This is a genomic window from Nonomuraea sp. KM90, assembly GCF_052246675.1.
GTDB lineage: Bacteria > Actinomycetota > Actinomycetes > Streptosporangiales > Streptosporangiaceae > Nonomuraea.
The window spans coordinates 23,955-36,145 of the sequence record NZ_JBQQCB010000110.1 but is presented as its reverse complement, the minus strand read 5'-3'; the positions used below and the strand labels follow the sequence as shown (position 1 = coordinate 36,145).

The following is a 12,191-nucleotide window of genomic DNA, read 5'->3' as shown; positions in this document are numbered from 1 at the left end:
GATCGTGGTCTCGTCCTTGGTCACGACCACCTTGCGGGCGCGGCCCAGCAGGTCGAGGGTGGCGCTCTCGAGCTTGAGACCGACCTCCTCGGCGACGACCTGACCACCGGTCAGGATCGCGATGTCGTTGAGCATGGCCTTGCGGCGGTCACCGAAGCCGGGAGCCTTGACGGCGACGGAGCGGAACAGGCCGCGGATCTTGTTGACGACCAGGGTGGCCAGCGCCTCGCCCTCGACGTCCTCGGCGATGATCAGCAGCGGCTTGCCCGACTGCACGACCTTGTCGAGCAGCGGCAGCAGGTCCTTGTTGGCGGAGACCTTGCTGTTGACGATCAGGATGTACGGGTCCTCGAGCACGGCCTCCATGCGGTCCGAGTCGGTGACGAAGTACATCGACGTCATGCCCTTGTCGAAGCGCATGCCCTCGGTGAGCTCGAGCTCCAGGCCGAAGGTGTTGCTCTCCTCGACGGTGATGACGCCTTCCTTGCCGACCTTGTCCATCGCCTCGGCGATGAGCGAGCCGATCTCGGCGTCGGCGGCGGAGATGGAGGCGGTCGAAGCGATCTGCTCCTTGGTCTCCACATCCTTGGCCAGCTTGGAGAGCTCCTCGCTGACCCGCTCGACGGCCGCCTCGATGCCCTTCTTCAGAGCCATCGGGTTGGCGCCGGCGGCCACGTTGCGCAGGCCCTCGCGCACCAGCGCCTGGGCGAGCACGGTGGCGGTGGTGGTGCCGTCGCCCGCGACGTCGTCGGTCTTCTTGGCGACTTCCTTGACCAGCTCAGCGCCGATCTTCTCCCATGGGTCCTCGAGCTCGATCTCCTTGGCGATGGAAACACCGTCGTTGGTGATCGTGGGAGCGCCCCACTTCTTCTCCAGCACGACGTTGCGCCCCTTGGGACCCAAGGTCACCTTGACGGCGTCGGCGAGCTGGTTCATACCGCGCTCGAGACCGCGCCGGGCGTCCTCGTCAAACGCGATCATCTTGGCTGCCATAAGGCTAGACCTCCCAGATGCAGGGTGGCTTGTCGTGGACCGAGCCGACGCCCGCGACGGCATGGGTCCGCATCTCCGTTCGGCAGACCCCATCGTCTCGATCCGAGTTGGCACTCTGCTGCACAGAGTGCCAACGAACTGTTTAGCACTCTACCCTGCCGAGTGCAAGCGAACGCCCCCTGCCCCCCTACTCCCGCCCAGGTCAGTGCGTCGGTACGGCGAGCCGCCCGGAGCGGCTCGCCGCACGCGAGTCGGCGAAAGAGAGGTGACGGTTCGCACGGACTGCGCTGCCGTGCGATCCCGCCCGGTGCATACCAGTGATGAAAATCAGACCGCGCGGACAGACTCCGCCTGCGGTCCCTTCTGGCCCTGCGTGATCTCGAACTCGACGCGCTGCCCCTGTTCGAGAGATCGGTACCCGTCCATCATGATCGCTGAGTAATGGACGAATACATCCTTACCACCGTCTACCGCGATGAAGCCGTAGCCCTTGTCCGCGTTGAACCACTTGACGGTGCCCTGCGCCACTTCCGACTCCTCTTACTGGTCTCCCAGATCTCGCCCATTCCTCCGCGGGACCTGTAATCGCATGACTTAACGGAAAATCAGCCAGACGATCGCCCTCGACCATACCTGTGGCAAGGGGTTTGGCAACAGAGTCAATCTGCAAATCGCGTATTTCTTCGCAGCGAAGACCCTTCAACGTTGAATTACCCCAGGAAAAGCAGAAGGCGCCCACTAGGGGCGCCTTCAAGAGTGTGCTCCGCGGGACTCAGCCGCCGGCAACCGCCGGGATGATGGAGATCTGAGTGCCTTCTGGTGCGGGAGTGTCGAGACCCTCGGCGAATCGGACGTCCTCTTCCCCAACGTAAACGTTGACGAAACGACGAATCTTGCCCGATTCATCCAGAATTCTCGCGCCGATCCCCGGGTAGTCAGAGTCCAGCTTGGCGAGCACGTCACGAAGAGTCGCACCCTCGCCACTCACCTCGGCGTTACCCCCGGTGTACGTGCGCAGAATGGTGGGAATCCGCACAGAAACGCTCATGGTTAAAGTCGCCTTTCCTGATTGTCAGACAGTCGCGCGGAACGCGTCGAGAGAGGGCCGGATCACGGCCGTGGGCGTGGCGTCGTCGCTGATCGCGTCGAGCGTCTTGAGCCCGTCACCGGTGTTCAGCACCACGGTCTCGGCCTCGGGGTCGAGCCGGCCGCTCTCGGTGAGCTTCTTCAGCACGCCCACGGTCACCCCGCCGGCGGTCTCGGCGAAGATGCCCTCTGTCGAGGCCAGGAGCTTGATCGCGGCCACGATCTCCGGGTCCGTGACGTCCTCGACGCCCCCTCCGGTGCGCCGCGCGATGTCCAGCACGTACGGCCCGTCGGCGGGGTTGCCGATGGCCAGCGACTTGGCGATGGTGTTGGGCTTGACCGGCTGCACGACGTCGTGCCCGGCCTTGAACGCCGTGGACACGGGCGAGCACCCGGCGGCCTGAGCGCCGAAGATCTTGTAGGGCGTGTCCTCCACCAGGCCCAGCGCGACCAGCTCCTTGAAGCCCTTGTCGATCTTCGTGAGCTGCGAGCCGGACGCGATGGGAATGATGATCTGCTCGGGCAGGCGCCAGCCGAGCTGCTCGGCGATCTCGTACGCGAGCGTCTTGGAGCCCTCGGCGTAGTAAGGCCGCAGGTTGATGTTGGTGAAGCCCCACTTGTCACCCAGGGGGTCGCCGATCAGCTCGGAGCAGAACCTGTTGACGTCGTCGTAGGTGCCCTCGATCCCGATCAGCTTCCCGCCGAACACGCGGGCCATGGCGATCTTGGCCTGCTCGAGGTTGGCCGGGATGAACACGCACGCGTCGAGCCCCGCCCGCGCCGCGGCGGCGGTGACCGCGCCCGCGAGGTTGCCCGTGGAGGAGCAGGAAAGCGTGTGGAAGCCGAAGTTGCGGGCCGCCTCGACGGCCATGGCGACCACCCGGTCCTTGAAGGAGTGGGTGGGGTTTCCCGAGTCGTCCTTCACGTAAAGGGACTTGATGCCGAGCACCCGCCCGAGGTTTCCGGCCTTGACCAATTTGGTCCAGCCGGGGTTCATATTCGGCTTGGTGGCCACGTCGGCCGGCACGGGGAGCAGTGAACGGTAACGCCAGATGTTGGCCGGACCCGACTCGATGTCCGCGCGGGTCACGTCGCCGAAGGAGTAGGCCGCCTCGAGCGGCCCGAAACACTCCTGGCAGGCGAAGCTGGGACCCAGCGGGTAACGCGCGCCGCACTCGCGGCAGGACAGAGCTTCGGCGGGACCAAAGTCAAGCGACATGAAGCGAGGCCTTCCCTCATCTTCGCCCACGGCCACCTTGACCGCGAACCGGAATTGGCACCTTGTCCCGGTCGGCCTCGCAGGTCGCGAGTCGAAACCGGGAGGGTTGCCGGGGCTTCGCAGGGCCGGTCCCTCCACCCCTCTGGATGAGCAATATGCAGTTGTTGAAAAGGACTCTACCCGCTTAAGTGGCCGAAATTACCACCCGTCTCACCATGCGAGACGGGTGGTCTCAGCGATAGTCCTCACCCAGCACGCCCTGAACGTATTTGCGGGCCTGGTGGATGCGTGACTTGGCGGTGCCCAGCGGGATGCCGAGCTGCTCGGCCACCTCGTTGTAGTCCAGCTGGACGATATCGCGCAACACCAGCGCCTGCGCCAGGTCCGGCTTGTCGGCCTCCAGCGCCTCCATCGCGTCGAGCAGGTCGAGCCGCGAGCCCGCGATCACGCTGACCCGTTGCACGTCGGGCTTCTGCATCGGCAGTTCGTCCGAGCTCTGCTCGGCCGCCCGCCGCTTGAGCGACCTGTACGTGGTCCGCGCGCAGTTGGCCGTCACGATGTGCAGCCAGGTGCTGAACCTGGCCCGCCCCTCGAAGCGCCCGATGTTGCGCGCCACGGCCAGCAACGTATCTTGCGAGGCCTCCTCGGCGTCCTGGTGATAAGGCAGGATCCGGGCGCAGTGTCGCATCACATCCGGCTCTATCCGCGCCAGGAGCTCGCCAAGTGCGCGATGATCTCCAGCAGCGGCGGAGCGGGCGAGTTCCTCGGTTAGCTCATCAAGCGCCATAGCTGGGATCCTATGATCGAAGGGAGCCTTGATGAACAGCGTCCTGCTGGCCTCGAACAGAGGTCCGGTCTCCTTCACCGTCTCCGACGGCGGCGAGCTGACCATGAGGCGCGGCGGCGGCGGCCTGGTCTCGGGGCTGTCGGGAGTGGCCAAGGACGACGGCGTGCTGTGGATCTGCGCCGCGCTGTCCGACGGCGACCGCAGTGCCGTACGCCTGGCCTCCGGCGGCCGCATCGACCACGCCGGCTACGACACGGGCCCCCTGCGGATGCTGGACATCCCGCCCGCCACGTTCCACCGCGCCTACAACGCCGTGGCCAACTCCACCCTGTGGTTCATCAACCACCTGCTCTACGACATCCCCAACTCGCCCAACTTCGGCACGAGGTTCGCGCGCGAGTGGGAGTCCTACCGCGACTACAACGGCGCGTTCGCGCTGGCGCTGGCCGAGGAGGCCGGGCACGGCGCGCGCGTGATGGTGCAGGACTACCACCTGACGCTGACCCCGGCGATGCTCCGCGCCGAGCGGCCCGACCTGCGCATCGCCCACTTCAGCCACACGCCGTGGGCGCCGCCCGAATACTTCTCCCTGCTGCCCGACGAGGTGGCCGGCGAGGTCCTGGAAGGCATCCTGGGCGCCGACCACGCCGGGTTCCTCACCGACCGGTGGGCGCAGGCGTTCATGGACTGCTGCGAGCGGCTGCTCGGCGCGGAGACCGACCGCGTCGGGCGCAGCATCACCTACGACGGCCGGACGACCCGCATCGGCGTCCACAGCCTGGGCGTGGACGGCACGGCGCTGTGGGAGCGGGCCTGCGAGCCCGACGTCGAGTCGCACATGACCGCGCTCAGGGAGCAGGTGGGCGACCGCCGGCTGATCGTCCGCATCGACCGCACCGAGCTGTCCAAGAACATCACCCGCGGCCTGATCGCCTACCGCGAGTTCCTGGCGGCGCACCCCGAGTGGCACGGCAAGGTGGTGCACCTGGCCTTCGCCTATCCCAGCCGGCACGACCTGCCCGAATACCGCGAATACACCGCGTCGGTGCAGCGCCGGGCCCAGGAGATCGAGGCCGAATACGCCACCGAGGACTGGGACCCGGTGATCCTCAACGTCAACGACGACTACCCGCGTTCGCTGGCCGCGTACCGGATGGCCGACGTGCTGCTGGTCAACCCCATCCGCGACGGGATGAACCTGGTGGCCAAGGAGGGCCCGGTCCTGTCGGAGCGGTGCGCGCTGGTGCTGTCGCGGGAGGCCGGGGCCGCCGCCGAGCTGGGCCCGCACGCCCTCATGGTCAACCCGTACGACATCAGCGGCACGGCCGTCGCGCTGCACGACGCGCTGGTCATGCCCGAGGACGAGCGGCGCATGCGCCGCGACAAGCTGCACGCCGCCGCGACCGCGCTGCCGCCGCAGAAATGGCTCGCCGCCCAGCTCGACGCGCTCGCCTGACGCTCTCGCCTAGCATGGGAGCGCGACCGCGTCCCTCTGTCCCGCGGGAGGCTGCCGGGTGACCACGGTCTTACCGCCCGTCCGACTGATCAGAGACCGCCCGACCTGGCTCGTCTACCTGCTGCTCAGCACGTTCGCCACCTACCTGTACGGCCTGAGCGCCGCCCTGCCGCTCCTGCGCGCCGACCAGCGCACGTCGGCCACCGTGGCCGGCCTGCACGGCACCTCCATGGCCCTGGGCACGATCGCGGCCGGGCTCCTGCTCCCCCTGCTGACCCGCAGGTTCGGCCGGCGCGCGACCAGCTGGATCGGCCTGGCCGGGATGAACGCCGGCCTGCTCGTGGTCCTGCCCACCGACGCCCTGGCCCTGACCCTGCTCGGCTACGGCGTGGCCGGCGGCTTCAGCTCGATCCTGCTCTACACGTCCATGGCGGCGCTCAGCGACCACCACGGCCCGGCCGGGCCCGCGGCGATCAGCGAGGCCAACGCGGTCGGCGTGCTCGTGGGCATGGGGATGACGTTCGGGCTCAGCGTGGTCGCCCAGACAGCGCTCGGCTGGCGGGCCGCGCTGCTGCTCACGCCGGTCGCCAGCGTGCTGCTCGCGCTGGCCATGGGCCGGGTCTGGCCCGACCGGCGGGCCGCGGGCCCCGGCGCGGGCACGGAGGCCGTCGCCCGGCCCGGCTGGCGCTTCCACCTGGCGGGCCTGGTGCTCTTCTGCTGTGTGGCGCTGGAGTTCAGCTTCAACCTGTTTGCCGCCGACCTGTTCGCCGACCGTACGGGGCTGAGCGCGGCCACGGCGGCCACCGGGCTGACGGCGTTCGTGGCGGGGCTGGCGGCGGGCAGGTTCGCCGGGGCGCGTCTGGCGCTGCGCCTGCCGCCCACGCCGCTGTTCGCGGGGGCGCTGGCGGTGACGTTCGCGGGCTGGCTGCTGTTCTGGCTGAGCACCCAGCCGGTGCTGTCCTACGCCGGGCTCGTGGTCTGCGGGCTCGGCGCCGCCCTGCACTTCCCACTGGCGCTGTCCGCGCTGATCGCCGGCTCCGGCGACCGGGCGGACCTGGCGGCGGCGGCCTCGCCCATCTGGGCGGGCGCCGCCATGGCCGTCGGTCCGCTGGCGCTCGGCGCCCTCGCCGACGGCTTCGGCACCAGGACCGCGTTCCTGATGGTGCCGGTGCTCATCGGCCTGGCGGTCGCCGGGGTGCTCAGTTCCAGTCGGCGTGCTTGAGCGTGTCGGCCAGGCCCGGCGTGTTCCACTGGTCGACCACCAGGATCCTGCTCTGCGGCAGATACCACTCGCGCTGGGTGAAGTGGGTCCGCACCTTGGTCCCGGCGTCGGAGTAGGAGACGCAGGTGGACTTCCAGGCGTTGTAGGCGGCCTTGTGTCCCGGCCCGACCTGGCGCAGGCCCCTCGTCACCTTCGGGCCGATGAGCTCGTACCACTTCCGGTTGAAGGGGCAGGGTTGCACGTCCGTCGCCGTGTAGAAGGGGCGCTTGCCGGTGTAGGGATTGAAGCCCTCGGCGCCCTGCTTGATGTATTTGGGACCGAAGACGTAGAAGGCGTCGCACTCGGGCGTGCCCCATCCCTGCGCCTTGCCGCACTTGCCGGTGACGACCTGGACCGCGTCGGTGCCGGTGCCGTACACCTTCCACTGGATCGGGATGTAGAGGGTCAGGCCGTTGCGCAGCTTGAGCTGCTGGGCGGGAGCGGCGCTCGCGGGCAGGGCGGTGGCGAGGAGGGTGGCCGCGGCGACACCCGCGGCGGCGAGAAGGGCAGAGTGACGCTTGTGCATGCGCCCGACCCTAGAGATCGCGACTTGCAGACCAGTCACGAACGGCTGAACGCCGACGCCAGCTCACCCAGCAGCGCCACGACCCCCTCGGGACCGTCCACCACGATGTCGGCCCGCTCGGCCAGGGCGGTCACCTCGGCGGAGCCGCTGCACACGGTCACGCCCGGCAGCCCGGATGCGCGTACGGCGTCGAACGCCGCCAGATCTCCCAGGTCGTCACCGACGAACATCACCGACCGGGCGGCCCGCTCCGCCAGGAACAGGCTCAGCGCGTGCCCCTTGTCCATGCCCGGTGGCCTCAGCTCCAGCACCATGCGCCCGGGCTCGACCACCAGCCCGTGCTTCTCCGCCAGCTTGGCCAGCGGCTCGCGCAGGACGTCCAGCGCGCCCTCGGGGTCGGGGCTGCGCCTGGTGTGCACGGCCACGGCCCTGGCCTTGTCCTCGACGCGCACGCCCGCCAGCCCGAGCGAGTCGAGCAGCAGCGGCAGCTCCGCCTCGGCCCGCGGCACGCCCGGCGGGGGCGGGGGCGCGGAGATCCGCCCGTCCTCCCAGCGTTCGAAGCCGTAGTGGCCGAGCACGACCAGCCCCGGCACGTCGGCCAGGCCCGGTCCGAGCTCCAGTGCGGTGGCCGCGGGCCTGCCGGTCACGATGGCCACCGCGAGGACGCGGGCGCCCAGGTCGGCGAGAACTTCGGGCGCCTTCGGGTGGATCACGGCGGCGGCGGGGTCGGGCACGATCGGCGACAGCGTGCCGTCGAAGTCGAGCCCGATCACGGCGCCGGCCGGATCGCTCAAGATCGCTTCCATTCCAGGGATGTTCCTCACGCGGCTGCCGTACCCAGCCGGTCAGGGACGCATGCCAAGCCTTCTGGCGGCGCGCTCGCGCTGGCGGGTGGACCGTAATCTGCGCAGCCGCTTGACCAGCATGGGGTCCTGCTCGAGAGCCTCCGGCCGGTCGATCAGCTCGCCGAGCAACTGGTAGTAGCGCGTGGCGGAGATCCCGAAGGTCTCCTTGATGGCCTGCTCCTTCGCGCCCGCGTAGCGCCACCATTGGCGCTCGAAGGCGAGGAGCTCGTGATCGCGGTCTGAGAGTGGTTGGCGGGACGGGTCCTGGGCAGCATTGTCACCGCTGAGCGGTGCTCCCATGGTGTCCTCCTCGAAAGGGGCGGGCGACGATCACGTCGCACGCACGCGGCCCGTGGCCATCGTAATGTGCGGAGTGCGGCTGTTCACGGCGGAATGAGAGACGCGCCTGGCGGCGTGTTCCACCCCGGCTGTTCAGCAGCCTGACATCCGACTTTCTTTCACTTTATTGCCTAAAAGCCGACAGATCGGAACTACTCCGCGTATCGGTCTGTTTACCGAAGCGTCGGGTTGAGCGGGCGCTCGCGTGTCACAATGCACGAGCAGAATCGGCGGCCCCTCCCCTCCCGCCCGAGGTCCGACGTGTACCACCTGTCCGTTGCACTGATCTCCATATTGTCCGCGGTCTGGCCCGTGCCGGCGCCGCCCGTCTCAGAGCGCTGGCAGGCGTGGCCGGTGGCTCAGGTCTTCCCCGGCACGGTGCCGGGGCTCAGCCCTTCCGGGGCCCGGGTCACGTACGAGCTGGCCGGGGTGGCCCCCGAGGCGCCTTGCCGGGCCGCCTTCCAGCCCGCCGCCGTGCGCCCGGGCTGCCGCACCGCCCTGCGCGCCACCTACGCCGACAGCACGCAGACCTTCGTCGTCACGGTGGGCATCGCCGTGCTCGACCGGCCGGCGCTCACCGCGCTCGGGGCCGGCCCGCGGGGCGCCGGTCCCGCCGCGACGGCGCCGCCCGAGACCGTGCGACCTGGAACCGTGCGACCCGAGACCGTGCGACCCGAGACCGTGCGACCCGAGACCGTGCGGCCCGTGGCCTTCCCCGGCGGGCCGGCCGCGTGGTTCGGCGACCGGCAGTACTTCACCGGCGTGGTGGTCGGGTCCGGGGAGCACTACGTGGTGGCGACGGCCGCCGGATACGCGGACGGGCGGGCGTACCAGCCGGGCGACCGCGTCGTGCCGCGGCTGCGCGACGCCGCCCGGCAGCTCGCGGCGACGCTACACCGGGCACTGACCGGATGAGGCGGCTCCTCCTCCCGGTCCTGCTGGCCGGGCTGGCGGCCGGGATCGCGGCGGCCCCCACCGCGCACTCCGACGACGTGGGCGAGGCCGCGCGGGCCGGGCAGTGGCAGCTCGGCGCGCTGCGCCTGCCCGAGGCGTGGCGGTCGAGCAGGGGCGAGGGCGTGCTGGTGGCCGTGCTCGACACCGGCGTGAACGGCCACCACCCCGACCTGGCCGGCGCCGTCGTGCAGGGCCCCGACCTGACGGGCGCCGGCAGGGGGCTGTGGGGGCCGCACGGGACCGCCATGGCCAGCCTGATCGCCGGTCGCGGGCACGGCGACGGCCACCGGGGCGGCGTCCTGGGCGTGGCGCCCGCCGCCAGGGTGCTGTCCGTCAGGGTCACGCTGGAGAACGGCGACCCGCTGCGCCAGAAGCACCACTCGGGCTGGGGCGACGCGCTGGCCAGGGGCATCCGGTACGCGGCCGACCGCGGCGCCGACGTGATCAGCATGTCGCTCGGCGGCGGCAGCGGCGCGTGGGAGGGGTCGGCGTCGGAGGAGGAGGCCGTCCAGTACGCGATCGGCAAGGGCGCCGTGCTGGTGGCCTCGTCGGGCAACGACGGAGCCGCGGGCAACCGGAAGAACTTCCCCGCCGCCTACCCCGGCGTGATCGCGGTGGGCGCGGTGGACCGGCGGATGAAGGTCGCCGGGTTCTCCAACCGGCAGGACTACCTGTCCGTGGTCGCCCCCGGCGCGGAGATCGTCACGGCCGACGGGGACGACTCGTACGTGGTCGGCGACGGCACCAGCTCGGCCGCGGCCATGGTCGCGGGCGTCGCCGCCCTGATCCGGTCCGCGCATCCCGACCTGTCGCCCTACCACGTGCGGATGGCCATCGAGCTCGGCACCCGGCGGCGGCCCGAGGACGGCTACAGCCCCGCCTACGGGCACGGCGTGGTCGACGCGCCGCTCGCGCTGCGGGAGGCCGGCCGGCTGGACGTGCCGGTGCCCGGGGCTGCGCGGCCGGGGCCGTACTTCGGCGACGGGCCCGCGCCCGGCTCCCGGATGCCGGTGGTGGCGGGGATGTTGCTGCTGGTGGTCGTGATGTCGGCGCGGGTGGTCGTGCGGCATCGGGGGCGCGAAGGGGATTCAACCTAGCAAGCGCTTGTGTGATACTCCGGCTATGACGTACGCGATCGACGGCTGGTTCGCCATCGAGGGGGACGCCGTCCGCCTGCTCGGCACCAGGTGCGCGGCCTGTGACACGGTCTGCTTCCCGCCCCGGCGGGAGTCGTGCCCTAATCCGCGCTGCGAGGGGGCGGACATGGAGGAGTTCCCGCTGCCGCGGCGCGGGCGGGTCTGGTCGTACACGAACGCCTGCTACCCGCCGCCGGCGCCGTACGTGGCGGCGCAGCCGTACGAGCCGGTGACGCTGGCCGCGGTCGAGCTCGACGAGGTGGGCATCGTGGTGCTCGGTCAGGTCAGGGGCCTGACGGTGGACCAGCTCGCGGTGGGCATGGAGCTGGAGCTGACCTCGGGACCGCTGGCCGACGGGCCGCTGGTGTGGATGTGGGGGCAGGCTTCATGAGCGTCGTGGTGCTGGGGACCGGGATGCATCCGTGGGGGAAGTGGGGGCGGCCCTTCCTGGAGTACGGCGTGGCGGCCGCCCGCGAGGCGCTGCGGGACGCCGGGGTGGCGTGGACCGACGTGCAGTTCGTGGTCGGGGCGGACACGATCAGGAACGGCTACCCGGGCTTCGTCTCCGGCGCCTCCTACGCCAGGGCGCTGGGCTGGTCGGGCGCGCGGGTGGCCTCCTGCTACGCGGCCTGCGCGTCGGGGGCCCAGGCGCTGGACATCGCGCGTACCAGGATCCTGGCGGGGTTGTGCGACGTCGCGCTCGTGATCGGGGCGGACGCGGCGCCGAAGGGCTTCTTCAAGCCGGTGGGCGGCGACCGTCCCGACGACCCCGACTGGCTGCGCTTCCGCCTCCTGGGCGCCACGAACCCCGCGTACTTCGCCCTCTACGCCCGCCGCCGCATGGCCCTGTACGGCTCGACCCCCGAGGACTTCGCCGCCGTCAAGGTCAAGAACGCGCTGGCCGGGTCGCTCAACCCGCTGGCCCGCTACCGCAAGCCCGTCACCGCGGAGGAGGTGCTGGCCTCGCCCATGGTCGCCGACCCGCTGCGCCTCATGGACATCTGCGCCACCTCCGACGGTGGCGCGGCGGTGGTGCTGGCCTCGGAGTCGTACGCGCGCCGCCTGGGCGCGCCGCTCGTCCGCCTGGCCGCCATCTCCACGGTCACCCCCGTCTTCCCCAACACGGTGCTGGAGCTGCCGGACTTCGCCACCGACTCCTGCGTCGCCGTACCGGCCCCCGAGAGGCCCTTCAGGGCGGCGCTCGCGTACGCGGCCTACGAGGAGGCCGGGGTGGGCCCGGAGGACGTGTCACTGGCCGAGGTGTACGACCTGTCGACGGCGCTGGAGCTGGACTGGATGGAGGACGTCGGGCTGTGCCCGGCCGGGGAGGCGGACAAGCTGCTGCGCGAGGGGGAGACCGCGCTCGGCGGCCGGATCCCGGTGAACCCGTCGGGTGGCCTGGCCTCGTTCGGCGAGGCCATCCCGGCCCAGGCCATCGCCCAGCTCTGCGAGCTGACGGCGCAGCTCCGCGGCCGGGCCGGGGCCCGCCAGGTCGCCGGCGCCCGCGTGGGCCTGGCGGCCAACCAGGGCCTGTTCGGTCACGGCTCGGCCGTCATCGTCACCACGTGAGAAGGCCCCCCGGGACGACT

At 70.7% G+C, this 12,191-nt stretch carries 14 protein-coding genes and 1 riboswitch; of the genes, 6 read left to right on the top strand and 8 right to left on the bottom strand.

Translation table 11 applies throughout. From position 1 onward, the window contains the following. The 5 genes from groEL to ACTWPW_RS50515 form a co-directional block, all read right to left on the bottom strand. On the bottom strand, positions 1 to 993 hold a 993-nt coding region (groEL, locus tag ACTWPW_RS50535), incomplete at its 3' end, for a chaperonin GroEL (protein WP_443173069.1). Positions 994 to 1,320: 327 nt separating this feature from the next. After that, complete coding sequence (locus ACTWPW_RS50530) at positions 1,321 to 1,521, bottom strand: cold-shock protein (RefSeq protein ID WP_068927743.1); 201 nt, start codon at positions 1,519 to 1,521, stop codon at positions 1,321 to 1,323. A gap of 244 nt (positions 1,522 to 1,765) precedes the next feature. Beyond that, complete coding sequence (locus tag ACTWPW_RS50525) at positions 1,766 to 2,041, bottom strand: MoaD/ThiS family protein (RefSeq protein ID WP_043633550.1); 276 nt, start codon at positions 2,039 to 2,041, stop codon at positions 1,766 to 1,768. Between the two features lie 24 nt (positions 2,042 to 2,065). Then, on the bottom strand, positions 2,066 to 3,298 hold the full coding sequence (gene thrC, locus ACTWPW_RS50520) for a threonine synthase (protein ID WP_443173068.1): 1,233 nt from the start codon (positions 3,296 to 3,298) through the stop codon (positions 2,066 to 2,068). Between the two features lie 13 nt (positions 3,299 to 3,311). Then, positions 3,312 to 3,451, bottom strand: a riboswitch (SAM riboswitch). A gap of 79 nt (positions 3,452 to 3,530) precedes the next feature. Continuing rightward, positions 3,531 to 4,085 (bottom strand): RNA polymerase sigma factor, encoded by a 555-nt coding sequence (locus ACTWPW_RS50515; protein WP_375118746.1) that lies wholly within the window; start codon positions 4,083 to 4,085, stop codon positions 3,531 to 3,533. Positions 4,086 to 4,116: 31 nt separating this feature from the next. Here ACTWPW_RS50515 and ACTWPW_RS50510 point away from each other — a divergent pair, with 31 nt between their 5' ends. Together ACTWPW_RS50510 and ACTWPW_RS50505 are read left to right on the top strand one after the other, a co-directional pair. Next, positions 4,117 to 5,541 (top strand): alpha,alpha-trehalose-phosphate synthase (UDP-forming), encoded by a 1,425-nt coding sequence (locus tag ACTWPW_RS50510; protein ID WP_375118745.1) that lies wholly within the window; start codon positions 4,117 to 4,119, stop codon positions 5,539 to 5,541. A 58-nt stretch (positions 5,542 to 5,599) separates the two neighbouring features. Continuing rightward, on the top strand, positions 5,600 to 6,763 hold the full coding sequence (locus tag ACTWPW_RS50505; RefSeq protein WP_375118744.1) for an MFS transporter: 1,164 nt from the start codon (positions 5,600 to 5,602) through the stop codon (positions 6,761 to 6,763). Here the strand turns inward: ACTWPW_RS50505 and ACTWPW_RS50500 are convergent. From ACTWPW_RS50500 to ACTWPW_RS50490, 3 genes are read right to left on the bottom strand one after another with little or no spacing between them, the layout of a single operon-like run. Then, positions 6,741 to 7,328, bottom strand: coding sequence for a hypothetical protein (locus tag ACTWPW_RS50500; RefSeq protein ID WP_375118743.1), 588 nt, complete (start codon positions 7,326 to 7,328; stop codon positions 6,741 to 6,743). The genes ACTWPW_RS50505 and ACTWPW_RS50500 overlap by 23 nt on opposite strands. Before the next feature lie 35 nt (positions 7,329 to 7,363). Further along, positions 7,364 to 8,134 carry a trehalose-phosphatase gene (gene otsB / locus ACTWPW_RS50495; RefSeq protein WP_375118742.1) on the bottom strand — a complete coding sequence of 257 codons (771 nt, stop codon included), beginning with the start codon at positions 8,132 to 8,134 and terminating at the stop codon, positions 7,364 to 7,366. 39 nt (positions 8,135 to 8,173) lie between these two features. Continuing rightward, positions 8,174 to 8,473: a DUF3263 domain-containing protein gene (locus ACTWPW_RS50490; RefSeq protein ID WP_375118741.1), complete on the bottom strand. Its 300-nt coding sequence runs from the start codon at positions 8,471 to 8,473 to the stop codon at positions 8,174 to 8,176. A gap of 393 nt (positions 8,474 to 8,866) precedes the next feature. Here ACTWPW_RS50490 and ACTWPW_RS50485 point away from each other — a divergent pair, with 393 nt between their 5' ends. From ACTWPW_RS50485 to ACTWPW_RS50470, 4 genes are read left to right on the top strand one after another with little or no spacing between them, the layout of a single operon-like run. Then, positions 8,867 to 9,427, top strand: coding sequence for a hypothetical protein (locus tag ACTWPW_RS50485; RefSeq protein ID WP_443173067.1), 561 nt, complete (start codon positions 8,867 to 8,869; stop codon positions 9,425 to 9,427). Next, the gene (locus ACTWPW_RS50480; protein WP_443173066.1) at positions 9,424 to 10,563 is read left to right on the top strand and encodes a S8 family serine peptidase; all 1,140 of its coding nucleotides are present in this window, start codon (positions 9,424 to 9,426) and stop codon (positions 10,561 to 10,563) included. Before ACTWPW_RS50485 ends, ACTWPW_RS50480 begins: the two co-directional genes overlap by 4 nt. Positions 10,564 to 10,588: 25 nt before the next feature. After that, positions 10,589 to 10,993, top strand: a complete 405-nt coding sequence (locus ACTWPW_RS50475; protein WP_443173065.1) for a Zn-ribbon domain-containing OB-fold protein — start codon at positions 10,589 to 10,591, stop codon at positions 10,991 to 10,993. After that, on the top strand, positions 10,990 to 12,171 hold the full coding sequence (locus tag ACTWPW_RS50470) for a lipid-transfer protein (RefSeq protein ID WP_443173064.1): 1,182 nt from the start codon (positions 10,990 to 10,992) through the stop codon (positions 12,169 to 12,171). Before ACTWPW_RS50475 ends, ACTWPW_RS50470 begins: the two co-directional genes overlap by 4 nt. Positions 12,172 to 12,191 lie beyond the last annotated feature (20 nt).

Excerpts from the sequence above, each read along its gene's own strand:
- ACTWPW_RS50525 (WP_043633550.1), bottom strand. The coding sequence starts at position 2,041 with ATGAGCGTTTCTGTGCGGATTCCCACCATTCTGCGCACGTACACCGGG.
- thrC (WP_443173068.1), bottom strand. The coding sequence starts at position 3,298 with ATGTCGCTTGACTTTGGTCCCGCCGAAGCTCTGTCCTGCCGCGAGTGC.
- ACTWPW_RS50515 (WP_375118746.1), bottom strand. The coding sequence starts at position 4,085 with ATGGCGCTTGATGAGCTAACCGAGGAACTCGCCCGCTCCGCCGCTGCT.
- ACTWPW_RS50510 (WP_375118745.1), top strand. The coding sequence starts at position 4,117 with ATGAACAGCGTCCTGCTGGCCTCGAACAGAGGTCCGGTCTCCTTCACC.
- ACTWPW_RS50500 (WP_375118743.1), bottom strand. The coding sequence starts at position 7,328 with ATGCACAAGCGTCACTCTGCCCTTCTCGCCGCCGCGGGTGTCGCCGCG.
- otsB (WP_375118742.1), bottom strand. The coding sequence starts at position 8,134 with ATGGAAGCGATCTTGAGCGATCCGGCCGGCGCCGTGATCGGGCTCGAC.
- ACTWPW_RS50490 (WP_375118741.1), bottom strand. The coding sequence starts at position 8,473 with ATGGGAGCACCGCTCAGCGGTGACAATGCTGCCCAGGACCCGTCCCGC.
- ACTWPW_RS50480 (WP_443173066.1), top strand. The coding sequence starts at position 9,424 with ATGAGGCGGCTCCTCCTCCCGGTCCTGCTGGCCGGGCTGGCGGCCGGG.
- ACTWPW_RS50475 (WP_443173065.1), top strand. The coding sequence starts at position 10,589 with ATGACGTACGCGATCGACGGCTGGTTCGCCATCGAGGGGGACGCCGTC.
- ACTWPW_RS50470 (WP_443173064.1), top strand. The coding sequence starts at position 10,990 with ATGAGCGTCGTGGTGCTGGGGACCGGGATGCATCCGTGGGGGAAGTGG.